Raw genomic sequence first — 26,722 nt, 5'->3', positions numbered from 1 at the left:
ATAGAGAGTTACCATGGCTATGCAGTTAAACGGTTATCGGAGCGCCAAGCGTTGGCTACGTTATGTAGCCATATTAGTGGTCGGCTGCTTACTTGCTCAGCCTGCTGCTGCTGCAGAGCGAGTGCGTGAACTGGCAAGTTTTGCAGGGGTTCGCGACAACCAATTGGTCGGCTACGGCTTGGTGGTCGGGTTAGACAGTACCGGTGACCAAACCACTCAGGCGCCGTTTACCAGCCAAAGTTTGACTAACATGCTCTCGCAGTTAGGCGTAACCGTTCCGGCGGGCACCAATTTACAGCTTCGTAACGTCGCCGCTGTTATGGTCACGGCTGATTTACCGCCGTTTTCGCGCCCCGGTCAGCGCTTGGATATTGTTGTCTCCTCTATTGCCAACGCCCGAAGCCTACGCGGCGGAACCCTACTAATGACGCCATTAAAGGGAGCCGATGGAGATACCTATGCCATCGCCCAGGGCAATATGTTGGTGGGTGGCGCAGGTGCACAAGCGGGGGGGAGCAGTGTCCAGATCAACCAGCAAGCCTCTGGGCGCATTCCTAACGGCGCGCTGGTGGAACGGGAAGTGCCATTAAACCTTGGCGGAAACGGCGGACGATTAGAGCTACAGCTTAACGAGTCAGATTTTGGCACGGTTCAGCGCATGGTAACGGCGATTAATAATGAGTTTGGTCAATCGGTAGCTTATGCGCGTAACGGCCGTGTGATCGCGCTGGATGGCCCCATGGACGAAAACGCCCGTGTGAACTTTATGGCGCGAGTGGAAAGCGTTCGCGTGACACCAATGGATGCTCCTGCGCGGGTTGTCTTGAATGCACGCACGGGCTCGGTGGTGATGAACAGTGCGGTTACGCTACGCCAGGCAGCCGTCGCCCACGGTAACCTTTCTATTATGATCGATACCCAATTTGGGGTAAGCCAGCCGGCACCTTTTGGCGAAGGCGAAACGGTGGTAGTGCCCGATACAGATATTGAAATTGAGCAGCAAGAAGCCTTCCTGCAAATAGTAGAAGGGGCTCAACTCAACGAAGTGGTCAATGCACTTAATGCCTTGGGAGCTACCCCCCAAGACCTAATGTCCATTCTTGAAGCGCTGAAGGCATCTGGTTCGCTTCGTGCAGAGCTTGAGGTTATCTGATGAGCATCGGGGATATGACAAGCCAGTTTGCGCTGGATATGGGTGGATTTCAGCGGTTGCAGCATAACGCTCGTATTGATCCAGAGGCTGGAGTACATGGGGCTGCACAGCAGTTTGAAGCGCTCTTTGTGCAGATGATGATGAAAAGTATGCGCGATGCCATTCCTACTTCAGACTTGATGAGTAGCTCCACTACGGATACCTACCAACAAATGCTGGATCAGCAGTGGTCGCAAGTGATCTCATCTAAAGGCATCGGGTTGGCGGATATGCTGGTGGAGCAGCTGCAGCGCCAGGGGGCTGTTGGTAACCAAGCTAATAACGCCGACCAAGAACTACAGGCGCTGATAGCTGGTATTCCCCGTGGAACACCACGGGTGCTGGATGACGCTTTACCGTCAGATGATGCTGGACGCTCCCCAGCCCACGGTGATGCGCGGTTCTTGTCTGAGCTAGAGACGATCAGGCAACAACCGGCTGTTGCTGAACCGAATGACACTAACACTGATGTCGCTACTGCATCGCCGACCTTTAACAGCCGCGCGCCGGATCATGTACAGCGCTTTTTGACCACCTTAGCAGCGCCTGCTCAGGCGGCTAGCAACGCCACCGGTGTACCGGCAGAGCTTATTTTGGCCCAGGCAGCGCTGGAAACAGGCTGGGGGCGGCATGAAATTACCACCCAGAACGGTGGTAATAGCCATAACCTGTTTGGCATTAAAGCAGGCAGCCATTGGCAGGGTAAAACCACCGATGTTGTCACCCATGAATACATTAATGGGCGTCGCACACAGGTCGTGGACGCTTTCCGTGTCTATGATTCGTTCGAGCACGCATTTACCGACTACGCTAATTTAATTGGCAACAATCCTCGCTATGCCGGTGTGGTACAAGCAGGCAATGCGGAGCAGGCTGCTCGTGAGCTACAGCGGGGTGGTTATGCGACGGACCCACAGTATGCCGATAAGTTGGTGGCCGTGATGAACACCATGGGGCCGCTTAATCTCGGCCGCGATTTTCTAGCAGATTCACGCTAAGGCGTGACTCAAGTTTTTCTGCGCACTGCCGATAGATATTCTATCGGCCTAAGGAATTGACCATGAGCATGTTTTCAATCGGCTTAAGCGGCCTTAATGCGGCGCAGAATGCCCTTAGTACCACCAGCAATAATATCAGTAACGTTTATACGCCTGGGTATAATCGTGAGCTGACTCAGCTTGGCCAAGGAGCTGTTGGGGGCGGCGTTAAAGTTAATAGTATCGAGCGCCAGTTCAATACGTATGTCTCGAGCCAGCTTAACAACGCCAAGACTCAATCCAGCGCGCTGGCCACATACAACAATCAAGTCAGCCAAATTGATAACTTGCTCGCGGATCGAGAAGCGGGCTTGGCGCCGTTAATGCAGTCGTTTTTCTCATCGCTGGAAGACTTGGCTAGTACGCCAGCGGATCCTGCCGCTCGCCAAGGGGTTGTCGGCACAGCCAATACGCTTAGCGCCCAATTCCGTTCCTTCGACGGTTATCTGCAAGATATGCAGAGCAATATTAATAGCCAGATCAACGACGAAGTTACCCAGATAAATAACACGACGGAACAAATTGCCGGTCTAAATCGCGAAATTGCGCTTGCTCGTGCGCGTAGTGGCGAGGCGCCCAATAGCCTGTTAAACCAGCGAGACCATTTGGTTTCTGAGCTAAATGAGCGCATGGATATGCGGTTAAATATCCAGGATGGGAAAACCTATAACCTTAGTTTGCCGAACGGCCAGCCGTTAGTGACGGGTACCAGTGCGTTTAAGTTGGAAGCCATGAAGTCGGAGGCCGACCCCCAGCGTACCGTGGTGGGCTACCGAGATGGTCAAGGCAGCGTGACTCAACTGAAAGAGTCAACGATTAAAGGCGGTGCGTTGGGCGGTTTGATGACGTTCCGTTCAGAAACCCTGGATAAAACGCAGAACCAAATTGGCCAGCTGGCGGTTTCGCTCTCAGTGGCGTTTAACGAGCAACACAAGCAGGGCGTCGATCTGAATGGCGAGCAAGGTGGCGACTTTTTTACCGTGCGTTCTCCCCAGACGTTTGGTCATGAGAATAACAGCGGTACGGCGGTCATTGAGTCTGCCGAGTTTGATACCGACACAATCAACCAGCTTCGTGCGACGGATTACACCGTTCGCTTTGAGGGCGGTATGCCAACCGTCACGCGCAATGATAACGGTGCGGTGGTAGAAGGTGCTGACTGGGACGCAGGAACTGGCGCCCTGACGTTTGGCGGCGTGGCACTCACCATTAGTGGCACGCCTGATGATGGTGACCGTTTTGAAGTGCAGCCCGTACGTCGTGGTGCTAGCGATATGGATGTCACGATCAATGAGCTGGATCGTATCGCGGCGGGTAAGCCAATGAATCCTGAAGACGCCCCGGCAGACTGGGTAGCGACAGGCGCTGGCGACAACCGCAATGCACTGGCCTTACAGGATCTACAGCAAAAAACCGTCGTAGGTGGTAGCGCATCGGTGAGTGGCGCGTATGGTGTGATTGTCAGCGATGTAGGTAACCGTACCAATATTACCCAGGTGAATTTAGATGCCCGCCAAGGATTAACCGATCAATTGAAAGCGGTGCAGCAGTCTGAGTCGGGCGTCAATCTTGATGAAGAAGCGGCTAACCTGATTCGTTATCAGCAGTATTACCAAGCGAATGCGCGTGTGATTGATGCCGCGGGTGCGATTATGGACACCATCTTAAATCTACGGAATTAATAAGGAGCTTAGGCGATGCGTATCAGTACGGTCACCATGTTTGAGCAGAGCACGGCTTCTATTAACCGTCAGCAAAGCGATTTCTTAAAAGTTAGCCAACAAATTGCTAGCGGCCGTCGCGTGGTTAATCCTTCCGATGATCCGCAGGCAGCATCACGTGCCGTGGGCGTCGATCAATCCAAGGCGATGAACCAACAGTTTGCAGATGCACGGGTCTCGGCGCGAAATTCACTGTCGCAAACAGAGAGCATCCTTAATAGTGTCAGCGATGCGGTGACCAGTGCAAAAACGCTACTGGTCCAAGCCTCTAGCGACACGTTGAGTGATGTTGACCGTGAGTCCATTGCCAGCGAGCTAAAAGGTATCTATGAAACGATGCTGGGTCAGGCGAATGCCACCGATGGCAATGGACGCCATTTATTCGGTGGTTATAAAGATAACGCCCCGCCGTTTGTTAAATCAGCAGACGGCAATGTGGAATATAACGGTGATAACAGTGTTCGCCAGCAGCGTGTCGATGCTTCCCGCCTGATGCCTGTTGCTGAAAATGGCGCCACTGTTTTTCAGGGCGTTCCCAGCGGTGCAGGATATATCGCTAGTGCCAATGCAGAGAACCAGGGGAACGTTACCTTCAGCGGTCCGCAGCTGACGGATGTGAATGACCCAGGCTATGGCGACAGTTACCGTGTCGTGTTCCAGGAGGATGCAACACTCGATAGCGGTGTCAGCTATCAAGTGCAGCGTTTTAGTGAAGGTGCGTGGCAGGAAAACGCCGATGATTTAGTGGCTAGTGGCGAATATGTCGGCGAAGGCCAGCAGCTCAATTTTGGTGGGGTTAATGTCACACTAACTGGTAACGCTGAGCCAGATGACCAAATTTTGCTCGCCCGGCCGGGCAGTGAGCAGCGTGACGCTGATCTGTTTCGTACGATGGAAGTAGCTATCAGCGCATTAGAAATGCCCGCCCAGAATGCAACAGAAAAGGCCGCGTTACGTAACACGCTCAACACATCGATGCGTGAACTTGATAATGCTCTCGATAACGTACTGACAGTGCGTGCTTCGGCGGGCGCGCGACTCAATGAGCTAGATGTGGTTGATGCGGTCGGTAATAACCGAATGCTCAACTATGAACAGACGCTCTCTGACTTGGTCGATTTAGACTACGCGTCTGCGATCTCGGAATATAGCTTGCGCCAAGTAGGCTTACAGGCGGCTCAGAAAGCCTTTGTGGATATCAAGAGTATGTCGCTGTTTGACTATATGTAAGCACGGCGGTAAACGTTTTAGTTCAAGGGAGCCATGGTCTCGATCAAGCTTTGTATGAAGGCCAGGCTCTGACTAAAGAGTTGCTGCAAAAAGCGCCCAATATCGGTCATTAATACCATGAGTAGCGTGAGGCCGACGGTTAACGACGTAGGAAAGCCGATATTAAATACCGTAAGCTGCGGTGCCGAACGGTTAAGGATGCCCAGCGATAAGTTGATGATTAGCAATGCACCCACCACCGGCAGTGCAAGCAGCATTCCTGACGCGAAGATCGTTCCCGCATAGCGTGCCAGTAGCTCAAACGCATTAGGGTTTAAGGCACCTATGCCAATGGGTAGTGTTTCAAAACTCATTACCAGTGCTTCAAGCACCATTAGGTGGCCGTTCAGAGCGAGAAACATCAACAGCGTAATCATATAAAGTATGCGTGATAGCACCATAATGTTGGTACCGCTCGACGTATCGAAAAAACTGGCAAATGCCAGCCCCATCTGTAAGCCAATAAACTCCCCTGCGGCCTGTACTACTGCGAACATGATATGCATGACCAGGCCGATAGCCACGCCAATTAGCAGCTGCTCCACCATAATGCCCAGGCCTGCCCACGACATAATGGGCACGTTAGGCATGGCAGGCAAAATAGGGGCAATAACAACGGTAACTAACGCTGCCAACCCAACTTTCGCCTGGTTAGGTATGCTGGCGTGTCCCCACAGCGGGGATGCCGCCATGAAGGCGGTAATGCGAGCAAATGGCCACAGGAAGGCGATTAACCACCCTTGTAGCTGGGCAAACGTCACTTCTATCATCGGGTTACATCACCATGTTAGGGATGTTGGTAAAAAGGCGATGGGTGAAGTCTGTGATCAAACTCAGTAACCATGGGCCAGCGAGTACCAGTACAGCAAACACAGCCAATATTTTGGGGATAAACGTCAGCGTCATTTCGTTTATCTGGGTTGCGGCCTGGAACAAGCTAATGAGAAGGCCGGTAAACAGAGCCGCCAGCAACATTGGGCCGGCAAGAAAAAGCGTTACACGCATGCCTTGATAAGCAATGCTCATCACCATTTCCGGGGTCATGGTTACTCCTGGTCGTCGGTTGTGACGCTTAAATCATGTAAAAGCTTTCTGCTAACGAGCCAATAATCAACTGCCAGCCGTCTACCAAGATAAACAGCATGAGCTTAAAGGGCAGTGAAATGGTGATGGGGGGAACCATCATCATCCCCAATGCCATGAGCGTGCTGGCGACCACTAAGTCGATAATCAAAAAGGGAATAAAAATAGTAAAGCCAATTTGGAACGCTGTTTTTAGCTCACTGGTGACAAACGCAGGCAGTAAGACCCGCATAGGTAGATCTTCAGGTCCTTGCATGGGTCCAACGTCTGCTAGGCGAACAAACAGCGCTAAATCGGGTTCGCGGGTTTGTGCCAGCATGAATTCCCGAAACGGCTCCTGAGCAAGCAGTAAAAACTCTTCGAAATTGATGGCGTCATTGGTTAGTGGCACCCACGCAGAGTCATACACCTGGCTTAACACAGGCGACATAATAAAAAATGTCAGAAATAAGGCGATACCCAGTAATACCTGGTTGGGCGGTGTGGCCTGTGTGCCCATGGCCGTTCTGAGCAAGCTCAACACGATGATAATGCGCGTAAAGCTGGTCATCATCAGCAGCATCGCTGGCAGGAAGGCCAGTGAGCTTAAGAACAACAGCGTTTGTAAAGAGACTGACCACTGCTGGCCACCATCTTCAAGCGGTTGGGAAATTAGCCCAGGCAACTGCTGAGCATGCGCGGGTAGAGCGACGAAACAGCAGGCAATGACGGCAAGCATCAGCCACCAACGCCGCCCATCAGGCCAAGCAAAATACATCTCGAATCTCATGGTGTGTGGTTTGAATCAGAGGCGCCAGAGCCTTGGCCATCGCGTTTACGGCTGCTGGCAAGTGCATTAGCCAACCGCTGAGAAAACCGTGAAGACGTTTCAGGCGCTGGGGGCGGAGAAGGGCGGTTAGCAGGGGCTGGCCGTTCATGCAGCTTTGTGATTCGCCCACCGCTAACGCCAACCACTAACCAGGTATCTTCAATTTCAACCACCACGATTCGCTCACGGCTGCCCACGGCCGTATTGCCAACAATGCGCAAGTGAGCGCCATGATGATGACGAGCGGTCTGCCAGCGTTTTAGCACGGCGGTGCATAGCAAAATAATCGCAATAACAAGCGCGAGCGCTGCTGCAGTTTTACCCAGTGCCGCCATGCCAATCAACGCGTCTCCGCTGCCGCTCAGGGCATCAAAGGACGTGCCCGATGTAGAAGACGTTGCGACGCTCATCGGTTCAGTTTATGAATACGCTCAGAGGGCGTAATAATCTCGGTGATTCGAATGCCATATTTATCTTCAACCACCACAACTTCCCCCTGGGCGATTAAATAGCCATTGATCAAGATGTCCATAGGCTCGCCAGCGAGGCCTTCAAGCTCAATCACGGAGCCCTGGGCAAGCTCAAGCAGCTGCTTGATCGTCAGCTTTGTACGCCCTAATTCCACGGTCAGTTTGACCGGGATATCCATAATCATTTCAAGATCACGAGATTCAGCGTTGCTGCTGTCAGGGCTTAACGGGCGAAAAACTTCGTCGCTTGCAGGTTTTGCGACAGGTGCTTCAGGCTCGGGCTCACTGTCCGCATCTGGCTGCTCCGAGGCTTCTTGCTCTGCCATGGCCGCGGCCCAAGGATCTTCCTCGTCGGTGGCATCGGCGCTAGCGTTGGGTTCTTCTTGTTCAGACATGGCGTCCGCCCAATCGTCATCAGAGATGTTTTGATCGGGTTTATTTGGATCAGTCATGCTTTGGGTTCCTTGGCTTTCTGTCGCGTTGAACCTTTAATAAAGTCCTTTGACGATAGGTTATTCATAGCGGCATGGTCGATCATACGGATAACACGTAGGGCGCGTTGCTGCCGTTGGCTGCCGTACTCACACTCCATCACCGGCACGCCGTCCACGCGAGTGGTAATCGTTTTCGGAATATCCATGGGTAGCACATCGCCTTTTTTAAGCCCCATCACGTGGGCAATGCGACTGGGTATTTGGGCAAATTCTGCAACGAGCTCAACTTCAGACTGACGCAACTCCGTGGCCATGCGCCGCGACCAAGTACCGTCGTAGTCATGGTTGCTGTCGTTGATGGGGTTCGCCAGCAAATCCCTTAGCGGCTCAATCATGGCGTAGGGCATACAGATTTGAAAATTGCTCGACAGGTTACCCACTTCAATATTGAACTTGGTATTCACCACGATCTCGTTGGGCGAATTGGTGATGTTGGCAAACTTGGACTGCACTTCAGAGCGTAAAAAATGAACCTCTAAAGGATGAACAACTTTCCATGCCTCTTGATAGGCATCAATGGCTAAGTTGAGCAAACGCTGGATGATGCGCTGCTCTGTGTTGGTGAATTCGCGACCATCTGATTTCGTCACAAAGCGACCGTCGCCACCAAACAGGTTATCGACCACCATAAAAACAAGGTTGGGTGGAAATACCACCAATGCTGATCCGCGTAGCGGTTTCATTGACACGATATTCAGGTTGGTGGGAACCGGAACATTACGCGAAAATTCGCTAAAGCTTTGGTACCGCACCGACTCAACGGTGATGTCTGCACTGCGTCGAATTAAATTGAACAAGCCATTGCGGAAGTAACGTGCAAAACGCTCGTTGATAAAGTCCAGGGCATGTAAGCGCTCGCGTATTACCCGATGTTGCGTCGAGGGGTCATAGGGGCGAATGCGCGATTCATCCTTAGAGGGAGATGGTGTGTCAGTTGGCTCATCATCTCCACTAACGCCTTTTAGTAAGGCATCAATTTCTTCCTGGGACAGTAGATCGTCCTGCGACATGAACGGCTCCAGTTCCCGGGGTTATTGCACAATGAATTCGGTAAACAGCACTTCCCTTAAATCCAGGGGAGGCTGATTTTCTGTCAGAGGAACGCTTAAACGATTAATAATCGCCTGGGCCAGCTCTTCTTTACCTTCTACAGACGTTAGCTCGTTGGCTTGTTTACCCGATAGTAGAATCAGTAAACGGCTACGCACTTGGGGCATATGCTCTTCAATAATCGCCTTACTCTGCTCGTTACCTACTCGCAACGTAATCCCGGTATAGAGTAAGCGGGAGCCATAGCGATCATCCGCCAAGTTGACAGTAAACGGGTCAATGCGTGTGAAAACAGGCGACACGCGCTCAACAGTTTGCCGTGCTTCGCCATCCACAGCGCTTGCGTCTCGCTGGTCAAGTACTAAGTAGATCGCTGCTGCTGCACCTGCTGACGACAGGAGCACCAACACAATCATTATCCAAAGCAGTTTTTTAGATCCGCCGCTTGCTTCTGCCATTTGTTGTTCCCATGATTTTCACCCATAACACTTGCCAAGCATTATGCCTAACGCTGTTACAGGTGATGAAATGAACAAGCTCACTGGATGAGCTTATCTTTTGGTTTAGTTACACAATGCTGAGGCTGCCAATGTTGCTTTGCGCGGTGTTAGCACCCGGTTTATGCATAGATATCCACACGTCCATCTGGCGTCTCTTGGCTATTTTCCTCTACAGGTGAAGGGGCGCTGTCGTTGCCCTGCTCACCCTTTTGATTGCCAGCATTCTTGCCAGGCATCTGCTGGGCAAAGGATTGCTCGTTAGGGTTTTGTTGCTCACCGACAGAGGTGTCATCTAACGAAATACCTTGTTCAGCCAGCGCTTCCCGTAGCTGAGGAATCGCTTGTTCAATCACTTGGCGAACAGCGGCATGAGACGATAGGAAGTGAGCCTGGGCGCCTTGCTCTGTCACTTTTAGGGTGATCGATAGCGGCCCTAGCTCGGCAGGGTGTAACTGCATTTTTACCTGATGCTCACCGCCACGCTGGGCAAACTGAATAAGCTGTTGTCCAAGCTGAGAAGGCCAGGCAGGACTAGTGACCGGTGTATTTAAGGTCGTTGCCGTTAAGCTATTGGGGGCTGCGGGCTGCTGGGAGGCTAACGATACAGGTATGGGCTGCTCACTACCTTTGTTCGCACTGCTATTGGCATCGACTTCCGCGAGTAAGCCAGCCATCGCTTCAGTGCCTGGGGTAGGCGTTGGCGCGAGTGCCGTATTCAGCGGAGAAAGTGCATGCATGCCTGGTTGGTGAGCTAACGGTTGGGCCACCATAGTTTCCTGAGACGTTGCCGTTGCCGTTGCTGATGCCGAGACGTTAGCGGCTGATGACTCTACCGGCAACGCGTTAATGGCCGACGGTGTTGGGCGCGTCTGAGTCGCTTGCTGTGCTTGTGCTGCCAGCTGTGATGCTTCAGCTACCCGTTCGCCGGTGAGTGTTGGCTGCCCATCCCGGGGAGCAGCGCTCGCCAGGGTTTCTTGCCGCGCAACGGTTGCGCCATCGGCAGGTAGCGGCGGCGCTATGGGGGCAGAATCACGGCTTGGCGCAGTCGGTGCCTGTGGAGTTGGCTGAGGCGCTTGCGTGTTCAGCGGCGGTGTCTGGGCTGTCGGCTGTGAGGCTGCTGTTACCCGCTCGCCGGTGAGTGTTGGCTGCCCATCCCGGGAAGCAGCGCTCGCCAGGGTTTCTTGCCGCGCAACGGGAGCGCCATCGGCAGGTAGTGGCGGCGCTATGGGGGCAGAATCACGGCTTGGCGCAGTCGGTGCCTGTGGAGTTGGCTGAGACGCTTGCGTGTTCAGCGGCGGTGTCTGGGCTGTCGGCTGTGAGGTTGCTGTTACCCGCTCGCCGGTGAGTGTTGGCTGCCCGTCCCGGGGAGCAGCGCTCGCCAGGGTTTCTTGCCGCGCAACGGTTGCGCCATCGGCAGGTAGCGACGGCGCTACGAGCGCTGAGTCACGGTTTGGCGCAGCCGGTGCCTGTGGAGTTGGCTGAAGCGCTGGTGTATTCAGCGGCGGTGTCTGGGCTGTCGGCTGTGAGGCTGCTGTTACCCGTTCGCCGGTGAGTGTTGGCTGCCCATCCCGGGGAGCAGCGCTCGCCAGGGTTTCTTGCCGCGCAACGGTTGCGCCATCGGCAGGTAGCGACGGCGCTACGAGCGCTGAGTCACGGTTTGGCGCAGCCGGTGCCTGTGGAGTTGGCTGAGGCGCTTGTGTGTTCAGCGGCAGTGTCTGGGCTGTCGGCTGTGAGGCTGCTGTTACCCGTTCGCTGGTGAGTGTTGGCTGCCCATCCCGAGGGGCAGCGCTCGCCAGGGTTTCTTGCCGCGCAACGGTTGTTCCATCGGCAGGCAACGGCGGTGCTATGGGCGCTGAGTCACGGCTTGGCGCAGTTGGTGCCTGTGGAGTTGGCTGAGGCGCTGGTGTGTTCAGCGGCGGTGTCTGGGCTGCTGGCTGTGAGGCTGCTGTTACCCGTTCGCTGGTGAGTGTTGGCTGCCCATCCCGAGGGGCAGCGCTTGCCGGGATTTCTTGCCGAGCAACGGCTGAACTATCGGTAGGTAGCGGCGGCGCTACGGGCGCAGAGTCACGGCTTGGCGTGTTGGCCGGTGCCTGTGTTGTCAGCTGTGATGCTTCAGCGACTCGTTCACCAGTGAGTGCTGGCTGTACGTCACGCGGGGTGGTGTTAACAGCGTTTTCTTGCAGCGTGACGCTGGGGTTATTGGTAGCTAACGGTAACGCGGCGGATGTAGAGCTGCTGTTTGGTGCGGGAGTCGGTGTCTGGGAAATAGAGAACGACTGAGGCTGCACTGAGGGATCCTGTGCCTTCACTGGCTGACGCGAGACGGGTGTAGAGGCAGTGGTTTCATTGCTGTTTTCAGTACTATTTTCAGTACTATTTCCAGCGCTATCCAACAACCTTGCTGACATCGGTAGTGTTGTTCGCGCAAGGAAAGAGGCTGGAGAAGAAGAGACATTATCTGCAGACAGTCTGCTATCGAGAGATGTTTGGCCGGTGGTGGTAGCACCTTGGCTGGGAGCTGAAACAGGCGCTGCGCTGGCAGTCTCGTTACCCTGAGCGGCTGGCGCCACAGAATAAGAGGCGATCAAGGCTAAACGTGAAGCGACTTCTGCAATAGCGGCATTGAGTGGCGTTGTCTCGGCCCCCTTGCTGGTATCTGACGAAGCAGTTTGCTCAGGGGGGGGGAGCGGTTGGCTTGACCTTTCCAGCCCCATGTCTCGTGTTTGGCTGGAGGTGAAAGTCCCTGCGCTGACCGGACGTGACGTGCCCGAGGCTTCATGCCAAGCATGGTTGTCTTGCATGCCCGCTGTCGGGGCTTGCTCAACCGCCTGCCGCGGAGCTTTTACGCTATCGCGTACGTTCTCCGGAGCTCTCTCACGTCCGTTCTCGTGCATGTTCTCACGAATGCTCTCTAGTGCTTCCGCATCTAGCTCAATATCGAGAGATGCCAACTGCTCAGTAACAGCACTGAGCACATCCGTTGGTACGCCATCTGCCTGCACGCTAGTTGGCAAACGTGACTGTTGGGTGACTGCTTGTGTAAGCGCCTCAAAAAAAACGCCTGGCGCCGCGCGTGGAGAGCCAGAGGCAGGGGAGTGGGTTGACGATGAAGTCCCTTGTCCCTGATGCATTGATAGCAATAGCTCAATAGTCATAGATGCGGCTCCTCGGCACGGCGCTAATGCGCTTTATCAGGCGATTGGCGGGCCAAACGGTTGGTCACAAAGTCATCATTTGTTTTCTGCTCGTGACGTTCTTGGCGGCGATGCTCTTCGGATAAGCGCCGAGATGTCAGCGTATCGTAAGAGGAGAGCTTGCGCTGTTCTTGTTGCCAGTGCTGTTGGCTTTGCTGGACGCGTTTTTGCTGAGCCAGCAGTGCTTGTCGCGCTCGGCTGAGCGCTGCATCCAGTGACGCCAGAAATTGTTGATAGTTGTACATCGTGGCAGGGTCGATGCCATCGCGCATCGCCTGTTGTAAACGTTCAGCATATTCTGCGCGATAGCGATTGAGTGACTGTAGCTGCGCTTCGGTTTGCTGCTGTGTTTGGCGATCCTCGGCCAGTAATTTCCCTGCTTTATCCCGAGCCTCTCGGGCTAAGCCTGTCAACGTATCGAGCTGCGAATGACTCATTATTAGCCTCCCACGACTGCGTGCAGTGCCTGGCACGATGTTTCGAGCGTTGCACACTCATCAATGTTTTGCTGAAGAAACCGTTCCAACGTCGGAAAGCGGTTCACCGCTTCGTCCAGTCTTGGGTCGTGCCCTGGGCTGTAAGCCCCTACGCTGATAAGGTCACGATTGCGCTGATAGCGTGAAAAAAGTTGTTTAAAGGTGCGGGCTTCTTGAAGCTGCTCAGGAGAGCTAATGGCGGTCATCGCACGGCTGATCGAGGCTTCAATATCAATGGCGGGATAGTGACCCGCTTCAGCAAGTGAGCGAGAGAGCACAATATGACCATCAAGAATGGCCCGTGCTGAATCGGCAATCGGGTCTTGCTGGTCATCACCCTCGGTTAGCACAGTATAAAAAGCGGTGATTGAGCCGCCGCCGCGCTCAGCATTTCCAGCGCGCTCAACAAGCCCTGGCAGTTTGGCGAACACGGAAGGTGGATAGCCTTTGGTGGCTGGGGGCTCACCAATGGCGAGTGCAATCTCTCGTTGTGCCATGGCGTAGCGGGTGAGCGAATCCATAATCAGCAACACATTACGCCCCGCATCCCGAAACCCTTCAGCAAGCCGCGTGGCGTAGGCTGCGCCTTGAAGACGTTGCAGCGGTGATGTGTCCGCGGGGGCTGCCACCACCACCGCACGTCGGCGGCCTTCCGGCCCTAAAATGTTATCAATGAAATCCTGTACTTCTCGGCCACGCTCGCCGATGAGACCCACTACGATGACATCCGCCTGGGTATAGCGGGCCATCATGCCCAGCAGTACTGACTTACCTACCCCTGAGCCTGCAAAAAGCCCCATACGCTGGCCGCGCCCAACGCTCAGCAGGGCGTTGATCGCACGAATGCCGACATCAATTTGTTCATCGATAGGGGCGCGAGATAATGGATTAAGCAGCGTTGCATTGAGGGTCGCTCTGGGGGCGTCTTCAATGCTTTCGCGATCATCCAGCGGATTGCCGTTACCATCCAGCACACGCCCGAGTAAATCATCGCCAATGGGAAAGCGCCGCGCACTATGGCCATTGCCATCACTAAGGGGCGACACTCTGGCGCCGGGCATCAAACCTGAAACCTCTTCTAACGGCATCAGAAACAGCTTGTCGCCAGAAAAGCCGACGACTTCAGCCTCTGCATGTTTATCGCTGTCGTTTAAACGTCCATCCGCGCCTGGCAGTTCGATACGACACGCGCTACCCACCGCCACACGTAACCCAACGACCTCAATGACCATACCGGTAGCGCGAATGACGCGACCACTGGTGCGGTAATGAGGTAACCGACTGACGCGCTGCGTTGTACGATGCAGTGCTTTACGCCAGTGGTGGAGGTGAGGGCAAGTCGCGTCGCTCATTGGATTACCTGTCTCAGCAACGTGGGCATTAACGTTGGCGTTGGCATTGGCTAAAAAGTGGGTTGGGTATCACTGCCGTGATGGCGTTTACGTAATTGGGCAACCACAGACTGCCAGCGGCTTTCAAAGGTAGCGTCTAGCTCGCCTTGAGCGCTGGTAACACGACATCCGCCACGAGCCAGCTGATCATCCGGTTGAAGGGACCAGCTGGCTGCTTTTAGCTCGCTGCCGAGATGCTCTTTTACCAGCGCATGATCTTGAGGGTTAAGCCAAAGGCGTTGCTGGCCTACCAGCGGTGGCTCGGTGTGGAGAAGCTCACGGACGATCTCAAGAATTTGCTCAGGCCGTTCTTGTAGTGCATCGGCGGCTAACTGTTTGCCAGTAGCCAGTGCGAGTTCGGCAAGATCATGCGCCACCGTTTCATCAATACGCTCTAGCGAATCCGAAAACTGCTTTGCAAGGGAGTGAAGAGGCTCTAGGGTTTGGCGTACACGCTTTTCGAGCTCTTCATCTGCCTGGGCGCGTCCTTCGCTAAGGCCCTGTTCAAGCCCTTCTTGATGACCGCGAGTTAAGCCAGCCTGATAGCCAGCTTCCTCTGCTTCTTGACGGATTCGCTCATAAAGCGCTTGGCGCTCCTGCTCTTCACGCTGGTGTGCTTGCTCAGCAGCTTTTTTCGCCGCTGCTACTTTGCGCTGCTGAGCGGAGAGGGCAGGCATTCCATTTTGCGGTGGATTGCTCGGCTGTTCGCTTAGCTCATCCATCTGCCAGCGCCGCCAGCTGCCATGCCGGTCAAACTCCGGTGTGTGGGGCTTAGACATACTCATCATCCCCGCCAGCTAAGACAATTTCGCCAGAGTCAGCCAGCCGGCGCACCACCTGCAAAATAGCTTTCTGTTCGGTTTCTACTTGTGAAACGCGAATGGGGCCGCGGGCCTCCATGTCTTCGCGAACCAGATCCGCTGCCCGCTGCGACATATTGCGCAAAAATTTGTCGACTAATGCCTCTTGAGCGCCTTTGAGGGCCACCACCAGAGAGTTGGTTTCGACTTCTTGAAGCACCATCTGAATCGCACGATTGTCGAGGTCGAGTAGGTTCTCGAACAGGAACATTTCGTCGATAATTTTTTGAGCCAAATCTTCGCTGTGGGAGCGAACCGTTTCGATGGCCACTTCTTCCTGAGAGGAGTTCATCAGGTTGAGAATCTCGGCCGCCGTTCTCACGCCGCCCATCTTGCTGCGCTTGAGGTTTTGACCATCCAGCATACTGGTCAGTACTTCGGTTAGTTCTTGCAAGGCGGCGGGCTGAACGCCGCTGAAGGTTGCTATCCGCAACACCACATCGTTACGTAGCTTCTCTTCAAACAGCTCAAGAATATCGGCCGCCTGGTGCCGATCCAGGTGAACCAAAATGGTGGCGATAATCTGCGGATGCTCATCGCGGATCAGCTCAGACACCATGGATGCTTCCATGAGATTCAGTGCATCAATGCCCGAGTTGCCACCCGTGGTTTCAAGAATATCTTCAATGAGGCTCGTCGCACGTTCGCTTCCCAGTGCTTTGGTGAGTACCGAACGAATATGCTCACTGGAGTTGAGGTTAAGCGCCACAAACTCCTCGGTTTCCTGATGAAACGCTTCCAGCACCGCTTTCATGTCTTCATGCGAGACTTGATGTAAGCGGGCCATTTCCATACTGATGTCCTGTACTTCACTGGCGCTGAGGTACTTGAACACCTCTGCGGCGCTATCTTCGTCCAGTGCAAGCAGGAGAATGGCGCTTTTGCGTGCACCACTCATCTCGGCAATTGGGCTACTCATTGGTGTTCATCCAGCTGCGGATAATCATCGCGACCATGCGGGGGTCTTCCTGTGCCATTTCACGCAGGTCGTTCAGATTGTGTTCATAGAGCGAGGTTTTACGCCGACGTTTGGGCTTATTGCTGTACGTGTCCTCACCTTCAGTAGGCTGAGCGCTCTCTTGCTCATCTTCCTCGCCCTCGCCCCCTACGCTGGCGCTAAACGTACTGCTGGGCATGGCCGCTGCTACAACCGGTGGTTGGGTGTAACGCTTGATCAGCGGTCGTAAAATCAGCAGGTAAAGCAGCAATGTAGCGATAGCCACGAGTAAGTAGCGCCCGAGCGAAGATGCCATAGACAATGTTTCAGGCTGTCGCCACCAGGCGATTTCCGAAATACTTTCATCGACGCTGGCGAAGGGTGTGTTCACGACTTCTACTTCGTCGCCACGTACTTGAGAAAAGCCCATGGCCTGTTGCACCAGGCGCTCAAGCTGGGCAACTTCTTCCGGACTCAGAGCAACTTGCTCGGCTTCGCCTTCTTCATTAATGACACGGCGAAAGTTCACAACGACCGCTGCTGACAAGCGCTCTACCTGGCCAAGGCGGTGTTGAATGTGCTCTATGCTGCGATCAACTTCATAGTTAACCACGTCTTCTTGGCGAAGATTCTGCAGGGCGTTATCCGGTAGGTCGGCGCCATTGTCAGCGTCAGCCTGGTTGATAGGTGAAGGCGCTGCTCCTGGTGGGGTGTTGCTTAAAGCGCCAGGAATGCCGGTTGCCAGCGGATCTTCACCATCGTATGACAGACTCAGTTGGCGACTACGCACGGCAGATTCGTTAGGTGCCTGGTTCGGTGCATAACGCTCTGAGGTTTGTTCGCGGCGTGAAAAATCAATCTGTGCGGCTACCTGGGCGCGCACGTTGTCGCTCCCCAGAATAGGCGAGAGGATATTTTCAATCCGGCGCTGATAGGAGCGCTCTACTTCGGCAATGTAAGCTAGCTGTGAACCATCCAGGTCGTTGCCTTGGGATGCTTTTGCTGAAAGCAGGCGACCGTTTTGATCTACAATGGTGACGTCTTCCGGTGACAGTTCAGGCACGCTGCTGGAGACCATGTGCACGATAGCGCTGACCTGGCCATCACCCAGAACACGTCCTGGCAGCATGGTCAGTATCACCGATGCCTTGGCTGGCTCGCGGTCACGAATAAAGACCGAGGGCTTAGCCATGGAAAGGTGTACGCGCACTCTTTCGACGGGACCAAGCGATTCGATCGAACGGGCTAGTTCACCCTCAAGGCCCCGCTGAAAGTTAACCTGCTCGGCAAACTGGCTGATACCGAAGGCTTGATTCTCCATCAATTCAAAGCCCAGATTGCCGCCACGCGGCAGCCCTTGCTCAGCAAGTTGTAACCTTAATGTGTGGACTTGATCGCTAGGGACTAATAGCGCTTGGCCACCCGCGCCAAACTGGTAAGGCACGCCGCGGCTGTCCAGCTCAGCGATGATGCGCCCACCATCAGCTTCGTTCAAATTGCTGTAGAGAACCCGATAATCAGGGCTGCTCGCCCACATAAAGAGTGCTGCAATGATCGCAACAGAAGCGGCTGCTGCGATCAGCAGCACCACTAACGGGTTACTGCGTAGCTGTTTTAACGTGCGTTCCACCGGTGATGTGCTTTTGGGATCATTTTCTGCTGTTCCGCTGCGGGGTGCATTTTGTGTCGTGTTGTTCTGACGGCCTGCCGTAGCACCAGTTTCGCTCATGCGTGCCTCCATAAGGGCAGGCAAAACTGATGACGGCTAAGGCGCATCACCAAAGAAGGCATAGGCTAATATCCGTCAATCGCGGTTATCCGCTAAAAAGATGAAGCGGAATTGTGATGGACGCCATTATCCTGGGGCGAGTCGAGCATAAATGAACGAACAGGTTGGCTTTTGGTGCGTATTTGTTCGTATGAGCTCTTTGCAACCAGTGGTAGGCTTTTAGTATTACTTCACCTTCCTTCGGATGAGGCGTGCTTATGAGTTCACCTGCCATACAGTCAGCACTGCAGCAAATGCAGGGGTTAGCTGCTCAGGCAGCACAGTCCAGTGCAGTACAACCTATAAAAGGTGAGCATATTGCGACAGCGGCTGGTCAGGGTGGTTTTGGCAGTGAGCTACAGGCCTCTATTCAGCGTATCAATCGCCTGCAGCAGGCAGCCAACACAAAATCAATGGCCTTCCAGGCTGGCGACCCTAACATTGAGCTAAATGACGTGATGGTCGATATGCAGAAAGCCAGCGTTGCTTTTCAGATGGGGCTGCAGGTTCGTAATCGGTTGGTAACGGCGTATCGCGATGTGATGAACATGCAGGTATAGGTGATACCGAGGGAGCGCAAAGAAGGAGTGATCGCAAACCGTGTCGAGGCGATCTCTCCTAACGTTTTTTTATGCTTCTAAAGAAATGATCCGCCCTTGTAGCTCCTCCAGCCGCTCTGCAATTAGCAGCACTTCTTCACCGGGTATTTGGCGAATGACATCACCGGTTTCGCGGTCGATCACCTTGGTAATGATGCGCGAAGATTGCTCGCTTATTGCAAACTCCAGTCCGCGTGGTCTTAGTGTCTCGTTGATACGCTGCACCGGCTCTATCAGTGACTCCTTGGTCACCACGGGAGACTCCGCTGTTTGGCTTCCTCTTACGTTTAATGCATCGAGCTTACCTTCAAGCTGCTGACGCGGAGAAGTGGCTGGTTGTGAGATGGCTAGCGCTATCGAAGTAATTTCGTCAGTGAACAACGGGCCCATAGAAAGTGATCCTTTAAAAGTAAGCCGAGGCTTTGCAGCAAAAAGGTAGAGAGGCCATCAAGTGAGTCGCTATGGGCCTCTTCTAAAGACTATCGGCAGGCGTGGCCAAAACTTTACTTTCCGCATGGCTCGTCCATCGGGTTCAGTGCCGCCTCATTTGCTGTCGTCGATGAAATAGGTGGTAAGGCCTTTAATAGGCGTACGGCGGCTGAGAGGCTTCTGGTATGCTCAGCCGCTTTGTGGTGGGTGCGTATAGCGCGGCGTAATAACAACATGGTAGTGAGCGAGACGAGAATGTCAGTCCAACAAGACGAGTACGAGAGTGTTACCAGTCCTACGGCGGTGAGCGCTTTTTTGGACACAATGATTGAGGGGGGCGGGGTTTCGCTTTGTTTGGCATCCGGTCAAGCGCGCCCAGAACCCATTGTGTTAATGGAGCAGCACGCTGGGAAGGCCTTGGTGATGGACTTATCCTCGGTCGACCACCTGCTAAGCCGCTTACAGCAAGGTGAGCGGTTTTTTTTGCGTGGTCAGTCCCAGGGTAAGGTTGTACGCACGCCACTACTCTCTCTGACGGAAACGCGTCGCGCTGGAGGACGGTTTTTATGCTGCAGTGACTACCCTGCAACGCTTGACGTTCTTCAGCGCCGCGAATCGTTTCGTGCGGAGCTGCGTTTGGGAATGGCCGTGCCAGCATCAATATCAGGTGAGAGTGGCAAGGGTGTTTTGGGTGAGCTGCGAGACCTGTCGCAAGATGGCTGCCAAATAGAGTTGCCGCCGACCGCCAGTGGTGTGCTGGCTGACGCTCACATGCCGCTTCTGCTTGCCTTTACGTTTCCAGATGGCACCTATTTTGAAGTGCAGGGGATGCCACGCCACCAAAAAACCGATCCTGAACGGCACTTGCTACGTGTGGGCTTCCGTTTTACGAGCTGCACGTCCGAGCAAGAACGGCAAATTTGGTACTTTGTCTGTGAAATAGAGCGCGAAGCCGCTCGCTATAACAAAGAAGAGCAGGATGATCGTCAACCGTCACCGCTGTTTGAACAGCCGGGTAAACGTGCGACAGGAAGTGAGCATGTGGGGCGGCGAGATATCAGAAGATACGCAACGCCAATGGCTAGGCGTCTAGTGAAAATAGCGGCTTACCTAGATGCGCAGTTGCTGCTACTGCAACAGGGTAGCGACATTGACTCCCGTCAGCTGTCACGCAATGCGGATCGTCTTTTGCTGTTGCACGAGGAGGATCGCGAAGCGCTATTGTTCGCAACGCGCTGCCTATCACCTGAGCCGCTCTTGGTGCGTCATGGGATTGGCGTGGCGGTTCACTTGCTTGATCTGGTGGGTGCCAATATGCCCCGTGACGTTCGAAAGGCGATCGTTGCGAGTGGGTTAGTGCATGATCTTGGTAAAGCGCTGGTACCACAAATACTGTTCAAAGCGCCGCATTTCGAAGCAACTCACCGGCAGGCAATGAGTGAGCATGTATCGTTGCTGCTAGATCGCCTTCAGCACTGTCACTGGCTATCAGCGACGGTTGCTCAGGCGGTTATTGGTGGCATTAATGAGCGGCTGGATGGCAGCGGTTACCCAGAAGGCTTAACGGGTGAAGATATTAACGAGCTGGCCAAGGCGAGCGCAGTGGTTGATGTTGTGGAAGCGATGCGGCGCGATCGGGTGGATCGGCCTGCGAAAACGGCTCAGCAAATTTATCGCCACTTGTTTAGTCACCCGCATCAGTTTGATGCGCGGTGGATCAAACGCTACGTCGAGCATTTTAAGTCTCTTCCGGTGGGCTCGTTGGCATACTTTTCCAGCAATCAGATGGCCTGGATTGTGCGGCTTGATGAGCATGGGGCGCCTGCAGAAGTAACGCTTGCTCATCAGGCTGAGCCGCTGGTACGTGAGACGTTGGGGACGACATTAAGCGGCGATATCCTTGAAAAACTAGGTAAGCCAACCCGTGAAGTGGCGGTCTCAACATAGCTCATTAGCGGTATGGCAGGTGGGTGCATTTTTCTCATCGAAAAGTAAGCCAAACGTTAAAGTCTATTTGTGAGACGCCGATATAACTTTATAGCTGAGCTAATACGCTCGTTTCTGAATAATCAATGGCTCGGTAGTAAACGATGTATACCGGCCGTGTTGTTCGCATTAATAAAAGGAGTGCCCGCTTATGACATACTCTCGCGGTGGCGCCGCTTATGGACGTGGTGCCAAGGCTTATGCCCGCGTTGGCGTGGAAAGCGGCGTCATGTCAGCTGACCCCCACCAGCTTATTGTGATGCTGTTTGATGGTGCCCAAGCGGCCATTCGCGCAGCACGTATTCATATGCAGGCTGGCCATACGGCCGAAAAGGGAAAGTCGATATCTAAAGCGTTGGATATTATCAATAACGGTTTGGTTGCAGCGTTAGACCAAGAGAAAGGCGGAGATATTGCAGAACGCCTTGCATCACTTTACGACTATATTACCCGCTTATTGTTGGCCGCTAATCTTCGTAATGATGAAGATAGTCTTAATCAAGCAGAGCAATTGCTTGAAGATATCGCCTCTGCATGGCGTGAAATCGGTCAACAGCAAAGTGCGTGAGGCAAAGCATGTCGGCTTCTGAAATGGCTCGTGAAAATGCTCAGCAGGCGCTTATTGATGCGTACGCTAAGTTACTCGCCTGTGTTGCTCAAATGCACGAGCTCGCGAATGCAGAGCAGTGGGCAGAGCTTATCGAGCAACGTACTCACTACGTCATGTCGGTTGAAGCCCTGCGTAAGCACGATATCGAAGTGGTGCTTGATGCTGCTGCCGAGAAGCGTAAAGCAGAGCTGCTTGAAAGTATTCTAGAGCACGATGTTGAAATTCGCCGCCGTTTGGTCGCCAGACGGGATGAGTTAGGTAAGCTGATCGGCGTTTCCCAACGCCAGCGTGACCTGCATCGTGCCTACGCTCCCCAGCAAGGTGAAACAGCGTTTTTCGATGCGAGAAGCGACACCGACACTGATGCCAATCAAGGGAAGGGAGTGACGTGAGTGGTATCACGCCACTGATTGATACGCTCATGCACCAAGTGCTTGGGCGTCAGGGTGAGTTGTCTCAGCGCCCGCTGAATGCTCCCGTGCAACCTGTTCCTCCTGGCGAGGGACCCCGCGCACTGCATGGGGATTCAAGCCTTGATGGTCGCCCACTTCCTTCGCCGTTAGGCGATCTTAGGCGGCTGCCGTCGTCGCTGGGTGGTCAGCGCCCCCCTTTTTTGGGAGAAAACACCAATACAGCAACGGGGTCGACCCAGATTCACTTTAGCCCGGCTGCCCGCTCCATTGCCGATGTACTGCTACGGTTTCCTGCTCCCCCTGCGGTGATACGTCCCCAAGCGCCGTTGATGGGAATGCATGAAGCGCCTTCTGCTTCAACATTGGGAAGTCGGCTGGAAAGCAGTGTTCGTGATAGCGGTTTGTTTTACGAAGCGCATTTAAAACGCTGGTTCCACGGAGAGGCCTCTCGCCAACAGCTATTGCGAGAACCACAAATGCAGGCAGGCCCAAGGCCTTTGCTGCCGGCCAGTATCGCGACGTTTGTAACGCCGCCGCTTGCACCTAGTGCTGTGTTGAGTGCCGCTAATACAAACGTCGCCATATTGCCAAACTCGCTGCTTGTGCCGGTTGCAAGTGATCAAACAGTATTTGCGCGCCCTTCTGCACTCACGCCAGAGAGCACTCTGCCAGTCAGTGCGCAGAGTGATATGGCAAGTGCACGTGTGTTGGAGGATAGCTCGATAGTTCGTGGCGGTCGTGAAATCGTCCATGAAAGCTTGCAGAGCCTAGTGCGTCAGCAACTCGACATGCTAGTAATGCCTGTTATTCGCTGGGAAGGTGATGTTTGGGCGGGGATTTTCATGGCATTAGTGATTCATATGCCGCCCCGAGAAGAGGAGCGAGAAGACGCTCAGAAGGAGGCGGGTGCCGAGGGTGACTGGCGTTCGGACATGCAGCTCGATGTGCCTAATCTAGGGGCATTTAGTGCATCACTCAGGCTTCACCATTCGGTATTAAGCATTGATTTTACAACGAATACTGCATCGACGTACCAGTCTCTGGAACAGGGGCTTGGGCGTTTAGAAAATCGCCTGCAGGCGTTAGATTTTCGCAGTGTTCAGGTGAAAGCGCACTATGCCACCTTGGAGAGTCATGATGGCTACCTCGGATGAGCATCGCCGCCAAGCAGTTGCGCTTGCTTATCAGGATAAAGCGCAAGCACCGCGTGTGGTGGCAAAGGGTTACGGTGAGTTGGCGGAACGTATTATGGCAGAGGCTCAGCGCCAAGGAATTTATGTGCACGATGCGCCTGAACTTGTGGCACTGCTAATGCAGCTAGATCTCGATGATGAGATTCCCACGAGTTTATATCAGGTTGTTGCAGAGCTGCTTGTATGGGTATTTGAGTTATCCGAAGAAAGGTTAACTCCGCGTCAAGAGCGTCGGTAGCCAATACAAATGTTGTATGCAACCATGTGTCGAGCAAATTGTTAAAAAACTTTAAGGCGTCCGTATAAAGCCATAATTAAACGCCCATGTCGTTCGATGGAACACTATGAGTCAAACAAGCTTTCTCGATGAAATTCAGGAAATTAACTTAGCGTATTTACTCCTGGCACAGCGCCTGCTGGCAGAAGACCGTGAGGCGGCCATGTTTCGCTTAAAAGTAGACAGCGAGCTTGCCGACCTGATTGTGTCTCTTAACGCTAGGCAGCTGACGAAGTTGGCTCGCAACAATCAGTTGATATGCCGACTGAGCCAAACGAGCGCCCAGCAGCTACGCAAATTAACCGAAAACCCAAGAGACCAAGGGTTGTCGGGGCTGCATGCATCGCTGCTATCGGCGTGCGAGGAGTTTGAAACACTAGCTTTAGGAGAGACGGAGTGAGCCAGAAGAGCTTGGTTGATGAAATGCACCAAGTACAGCTGGCCATAGAGCTGATAGAGCTAGGTGCACGTTTACAGGTGCTGGAGACCGAGACGGAGCTCAGTCGCACGCGACTAATAAAGTTGTACAAGGAAGTGAGAGGGATGTCGCCTCCCAAGGGGATGTTGCCCTTTTCAGCGGACTGGTTCGTGACATGGCTGCCGAACGTACATTCATCGCTGTTTTATAACATTTACAACAGCATACAACAAAACACTCGCTGCGAGCGTATTGATGCTTTTGTAAAAGCCTATCGGCTTTATGAAGAGCAGATAAATCTAGAAGGCGTTGAGCCGGTGCTGGGGTTAACCCGTGCGTGGACATTAGTGAGGTTTTTTGAAAGTGACCTGCTGCAACTCAATACGTGTAACCGTTGCGAAGGACACTTTGTCGCCCACGCTCATAGCCCAACCCGTGATTATGTTTGCGGTATTTGCCAACCCCCTTCCAGGGCAGGAAAAACGCGCAAGGCGCAGTGTTGATAGATAAACAATCACGCACGTTGTGGGTAGGCATATACCTAATGAAATGTGTCTTTAGCGCATAGATAGCACTAAAAGTCGCCGGTACTTTTTCATTAAAAACAGCCTTCTTCTGAGTATGCTATGGCTTAGAAACGCGTGGGGCGAGGCTTTCCTGTGTCTTCTGATGAAGTGATGGAAGACGTTCCGTTGATTTAAAAACTGATATCGCAAGGATACTGTTTGTGCTGATTCTCCTAGGTTATGTCGTCGTATTACTGTGCGTGTTTGGCGGCTATGTGCTGGCAGGTGGCAGTTTAGGCCCTCTGTACCAACCCCTGGAGCTGCTAATTATTGGCGGTGCAGGCGTTGGCGCTTTCATCGCCGCGAACAACGGTAAAGCGATTAAAGCCACGTTTAAAATATTGCCCAGGCTCAAACGCACCAAAAAATACAATAAAGCCCTGTATATGGAGTTAATGGCGCTGCAGTACAAGATTCTCTCCAAAGTGCGCCGTGAGGGTATGTTGGGAATTGAGCGCGACATTGATAATCCCCAGGAAAGCCCGCTGTTTCAAGAGCATCCCACGGTGCTTGCAGACCCTCATATTATGGATTTCTTAACCGATTATCTTCGATTGATGGTGAGCGGTGGCATGGAGCCGATGGAAATCGATGAGTTAATGCTTCACGAAATCGAAGTCTTTGAGCAAGAAGCCCATATTCCCATTGATGCGATTGCCAAAGTCGGTGATGCCATGCCTGCGTTCGGTATCGTGGCCGCAGTAATGGGGGTTATTAAAGCACTGACGTATGCAGATGCCAGCCCTGATCAAATGGGACAAATGATCGCGATGGCGTTAGTGGGTACTTTTCTGGGGATTTTGATGGGCTATGGATTTATTAGCCCCATCGCAAGCTATGCGGATCGGCAAGCGAAAGAAGCAGAAAAAATGCTGCAGTGTATCCGAGTCACGCTGCTGGCTAGCCTACATGGCTATGCGCCCCAGTTAGCCGTTGAGTTTGGTCGTAAAGCATTACACAGCACCGAGCGTCCCAGTTTTTCAGAGCTTGAAGAGTATGTTCGCGACGCTAAAAAGGGCGGTACTGCATGAGTAAGGGGGGCGATAAGCGTCCGATTGTTATTCGGCGCAAAAAAGTGGTGCATGCCCACCATGGGGGCGCTTGGAAAATAGCTCTTGCTGACTTTATGACCGCCCTGATGGCACTGTTTTTGGTGATGTGGATTTTAAGTGTTTCCGATGAGGAAACGCGCCGCAGTGTTGCTGAGTATTTCAGCACCCCCTTAATCACCGCGGTCACGGGAGGAGAACGGTCAGGCAGTACCCGAGTGATTCCTGGAGGGGGGCCAGACCCTGCCCATATCGACGGCGAGCGCGCCCGTGTTGATGTGCTGCAGCATAGCCGCCCCAGTGCTCAAGAGCGCCGCTTTTTCAATGACCTGCAGGAGCGTATTGAGCGCGCCATCGAGCAAGACCCTGAGTTACGTCAGCTGCGTAGCCAAATGCGCTTTGATCTAACCCGCGAAGGGCTACGCATTCAGCTATTGGATACCGCCCAGCGTCCAATGTTTGAGCTGGGTAGCGACCAGGTCGCTCCTTATATGCGCAATCTGCTTCGCACGATGGCACCGCTGCTCAATGAGTTACCTAATGATTTAAGCATTAGTGGCCATACTGACGGCGTGCCTTTTGCAGGTGGGTATCGTGGCTATAGCAACTGGGAGCTTTCCAATGATCGGGCTAATGCCTCTCGGCGTGAATTAGTGGCGGGTGGGCTTGATCCGGATCAACTGCTGCGCGTATCGGGCTTTGCTGACCGTGCCATGCTGCCTGACACTATGCCGACAGATCCTATTAATCGCCGCATTGAACTCGTTGTTTTATTGCCAGAAATTGCCGAGGCGATTCGTAACCCAGGGGTGATGGAGCCTGATAGCCCACTGCCCGATGACGATGCGTCTGAAGAGGCATTGCCCCAACGCATGGAACAGGGCGATGACAACGAATGAGCTGGGCTGATAACAACACTATGACGTGGAGCG

Annotated in this window: 28 protein-coding genes; 14 read left to right on the top strand and 14 right to left on the bottom strand. The window is 53.6% G+C overall.

Features of this window, described 5'->3' with window-relative positions:
• The first annotated feature begins 19 nt into the window (after positions 1-19).
• From HZS79_RS14045 to flgL, 4 genes are all read left to right on the top strand, one after another.
• Positions 20-1,153 carry a flagellar basal body P-ring protein FlgI gene (locus tag HZS79_RS14045; protein ID WP_179928182.1) on the top strand — a complete coding sequence of 378 codons (1,134 nt, stop codon included), beginning with the start codon at positions 20-22 and terminating at the stop codon, positions 1,151-1,153.
• Complete coding sequence (gene flgJ, locus HZS79_RS14040) at positions 1,153-2,190, top strand: flagellar assembly peptidoglycan hydrolase FlgJ (protein ID WP_179928167.1); 1,038 nt, start codon at positions 1,153-1,155, stop codon at positions 2,188-2,190. Before HZS79_RS14045 ends, flgJ begins: the two co-directional genes overlap by 1 nt.
• Positions 2,191-2,252: 62 nt before the next feature.
• On the top strand, positions 2,253-3,911 hold the full coding sequence (gene flgK / locus HZS79_RS14035) for a flagellar hook-associated protein FlgK (protein ID WP_162219982.1): 1,659 nt from the start codon (positions 2,253-2,255) through the stop codon (positions 3,909-3,911).
• Positions 3,912-3,926: 15 nt separating this feature from the next.
• The gene (gene flgL, locus HZS79_RS14030) at positions 3,927-5,180 is read left to right on the top strand and encodes a flagellar hook-associated protein FlgL (RefSeq protein WP_179928166.1); all 1,254 of its coding nucleotides are present in this window, start codon (positions 3,927-3,929) and stop codon (positions 5,178-5,180) included.
• Positions 5,181-5,197: 17 nt separating this feature from the next.
• Here flgL and fliR read toward each other — a convergent pair whose 3' ends face one another.
• The 13 genes from fliR to fliF all read right to left on the bottom strand — a co-directional run bounded on the left by fliR (position 5,198) and on the right by fliF (position 18,211).
• Positions 5,198-5,989, bottom strand: coding sequence for a flagellar biosynthetic protein FliR (gene fliR / locus HZS79_RS14025; protein WP_179928165.1), 792 nt, complete (start codon positions 5,987-5,989; stop codon positions 5,198-5,200).
• Between the two features lie 4 nt (positions 5,990-5,993).
• Positions 5,994-6,263 (bottom strand): flagellar biosynthesis protein FliQ, encoded by a 270-nt coding sequence (gene fliQ / locus HZS79_RS14020; protein WP_162219985.1) that lies wholly within the window; start codon positions 6,261-6,263, stop codon positions 5,994-5,996.
• Between the two features lie 28 nt (positions 6,264-6,291).
• Positions 6,292-7,059 carry a flagellar type III secretion system pore protein FliP gene (fliP, locus tag HZS79_RS14015; RefSeq protein ID WP_162219986.1) on the bottom strand — a complete coding sequence of 256 codons (768 nt, stop codon included), beginning with the start codon at positions 7,057-7,059 and terminating at the stop codon, positions 6,292-6,294.
• Between the two features lie 8 nt (positions 7,060-7,067).
• Positions 7,068-7,520 carry a flagellar biosynthetic protein FliO gene (gene fliO / locus HZS79_RS14010; RefSeq protein WP_162219987.1) on the bottom strand — a complete coding sequence of 151 codons (453 nt, stop codon included), beginning with the start codon at positions 7,518-7,520 and terminating at the stop codon, positions 7,068-7,070.
• The gene (gene fliN, locus HZS79_RS14005; protein WP_162219988.1) at positions 7,517-8,032 is read right to left on the bottom strand and encodes a flagellar motor switch protein FliN; all 516 of its coding nucleotides are present in this window, start codon (positions 8,030-8,032) and stop codon (positions 7,517-7,519) included. Before fliN ends, fliO begins: the two co-directional genes overlap by 4 nt.
• Complete coding sequence (gene fliM / locus HZS79_RS14000) at positions 8,029-9,084, bottom strand: flagellar motor switch protein FliM (protein ID WP_162219989.1); 1,056 nt, start codon at positions 9,082-9,084, stop codon at positions 8,029-8,031. Before fliM ends, fliN begins: the two co-directional genes overlap by 4 nt.
• 21 nt (positions 9,085-9,105) lie before the next feature.
• Positions 9,106-9,582, bottom strand: a complete 477-nt coding sequence (fliL, locus tag HZS79_RS13995) for a flagellar basal body-associated protein FliL (RefSeq protein WP_162219990.1) — start codon at positions 9,580-9,582, stop codon at positions 9,106-9,108.
• Positions 9,583-9,743: 161 nt separating this feature from the next.
• Positions 9,744-12,779, bottom strand: coding sequence for a flagellar hook-length control protein FliK (locus HZS79_RS13990; protein ID WP_179928164.1), 3,036 nt, complete (start codon positions 12,777-12,779; stop codon positions 9,744-9,746).
• Between the two features lie 23 nt (positions 12,780-12,802).
• Positions 12,803-13,255: a flagellar export protein FliJ gene (gene fliJ, locus HZS79_RS13985; protein WP_162217964.1), complete on the bottom strand. Its 453-nt coding sequence runs from the start codon at positions 13,253-13,255 to the stop codon at positions 12,803-12,805.
• A gap of 2 nt (positions 13,256-13,257) precedes the next feature.
• The gene (gene fliI / locus HZS79_RS13980) at positions 13,258-14,646 is read right to left on the bottom strand and encodes a flagellar protein export ATPase FliI (RefSeq protein ID WP_162217963.1); all 1,389 of its coding nucleotides are present in this window, start codon (positions 14,644-14,646) and stop codon (positions 13,258-13,260) included.
• Positions 14,647-14,696: 50 nt separating this feature from the next.
• Positions 14,697-15,464: a flagellar assembly protein FliH gene (fliH, locus tag HZS79_RS13975; RefSeq protein WP_179928163.1), complete on the bottom strand. Its 768-nt coding sequence runs from the start codon at positions 15,462-15,464 to the stop codon at positions 14,697-14,699.
• Positions 15,457-16,464, bottom strand: a complete 1,008-nt coding sequence (fliG, locus tag HZS79_RS13970) for a flagellar motor switch protein FliG (protein WP_162217961.1) — start codon at positions 16,462-16,464, stop codon at positions 15,457-15,459. Before fliG ends, fliH begins: the two co-directional genes overlap by 8 nt.
• Positions 16,457-18,211: a flagellar basal-body MS-ring/collar protein FliF gene (gene fliF, locus HZS79_RS13965; RefSeq protein WP_162217960.1), complete on the bottom strand. Its 1,755-nt coding sequence runs from the start codon at positions 18,209-18,211 to the stop codon at positions 16,457-16,459. Before fliF ends, fliG begins: the two co-directional genes overlap by 8 nt.
• A 257-nt stretch (positions 18,212-18,468) precedes the next feature.
• Here fliF and fliE point away from each other — a divergent pair, with 257 nt between their 5' ends.
• On the top strand, positions 18,469-18,810 hold the full coding sequence (gene fliE / locus HZS79_RS13960; protein WP_179928162.1) for a flagellar hook-basal body complex protein FliE: 342 nt from the start codon (positions 18,469-18,471) through the stop codon (positions 18,808-18,810).
• 69 nt (positions 18,811-18,879) lie between these two features.
• Here the strand turns inward: fliE and HZS79_RS13955 are convergent, their stop codons facing one another.
• Positions 18,880-19,239 (bottom strand): flagellar protein FlaG, encoded by a 360-nt coding sequence (locus tag HZS79_RS13955; protein WP_162217958.1) that lies wholly within the window; start codon positions 19,237-19,239, stop codon positions 18,880-18,882.
• 294 nt (positions 19,240-19,533) lie between these two features.
• On the opposite strand from HZS79_RS13955, the gene HZS79_RS13950 reads away from it, so the two are divergent.
• The 9 genes from HZS79_RS13950 to motB all read left to right on the top strand — a co-directional run bounded on the left by HZS79_RS13950 (position 19,534) and on the right by motB (position 26,689).
• Complete coding sequence (locus HZS79_RS13950; protein ID WP_179928161.1) at positions 19,534-21,225, top strand: HD domain-containing phosphohydrolase; 1,692 nt, start codon at positions 19,534-19,536, stop codon at positions 21,223-21,225.
• Positions 21,226-21,415: 190 nt separating this feature from the next.
• Complete coding sequence (gene fliS / locus HZS79_RS13945; RefSeq protein WP_162217956.1) at positions 21,416-21,832, top strand: flagellar export chaperone FliS; 417 nt, start codon at positions 21,416-21,418, stop codon at positions 21,830-21,832.
• A gap of 8 nt (positions 21,833-21,840) precedes the next feature.
• Entirely contained in the window at positions 21,841-22,266 is a 426-nt protein-coding gene (gene fliT, locus HZS79_RS13940; protein ID WP_162217955.1) for a flagellar protein FliT, read from the top strand.
• A complete protein-coding gene (gene fliK / locus HZS79_RS13935) occupies positions 22,263-23,441 on the top strand; it encodes a flagellar hook-length control protein FliK (RefSeq protein WP_179928160.1) in 1,179 nt (392 codons plus the stop codon). The genes fliT and fliK overlap by 4 nt, the downstream gene beginning before the upstream one ends.
• Entirely contained in the window at positions 23,425-23,718 is a 294-nt protein-coding gene (locus HZS79_RS13930; protein WP_162217975.1) for an EscU/YscU/HrcU family type III secretion system export apparatus switch protein, read from the top strand. The genes fliK and HZS79_RS13930 overlap by 17 nt, the downstream gene beginning before the upstream one ends.
• Positions 23,719-23,824: 106 nt before the next feature.
• Positions 23,825-24,157, top strand: coding sequence for a flagellar transcriptional regulator FlhD (gene flhD / locus HZS79_RS13925; protein WP_162217953.1), 333 nt, complete (start codon positions 23,825-23,827; stop codon positions 24,155-24,157).
• On the top strand, positions 24,154-24,678 hold the full coding sequence (gene flhC, locus HZS79_RS13920; protein WP_162217952.1) for a flagellar transcriptional regulator FlhC: 525 nt from the start codon (positions 24,154-24,156) through the stop codon (positions 24,676-24,678). Before flhD ends, flhC begins: the two co-directional genes overlap by 4 nt.
• 224 nt (positions 24,679-24,902) lie before the next feature.
• Positions 24,903-25,772 carry a flagellar motor stator protein MotA gene (gene motA, locus HZS79_RS13915; RefSeq protein WP_162217951.1) on the top strand — a complete coding sequence of 290 codons (870 nt, stop codon included), beginning with the start codon at positions 24,903-24,905 and terminating at the stop codon, positions 25,770-25,772.
• The gene (gene motB / locus HZS79_RS13910) at positions 25,769-26,689 is read left to right on the top strand and encodes a flagellar motor protein MotB (RefSeq protein ID WP_179928159.1); all 921 of its coding nucleotides are present in this window, start codon (positions 25,769-25,771) and stop codon (positions 26,687-26,689) included. The genes motA and motB overlap by 4 nt, the downstream gene beginning before the upstream one ends.
• Positions 26,690-26,722: the final 33 nt, after the last annotated feature.

It is taken from the genome of Vreelandella zhaodongensis, assembly GCF_013415115.1.
Taxonomy (GTDB): domain Bacteria; phylum Pseudomonadota; class Gammaproteobacteria; order Pseudomonadales; family Halomonadaceae; genus Vreelandella; species Vreelandella zhaodongensis.
Note: the sequence above shows the minus strand (reverse complement) of the source record. Positions and strands in the feature narration are given on the sequence as shown.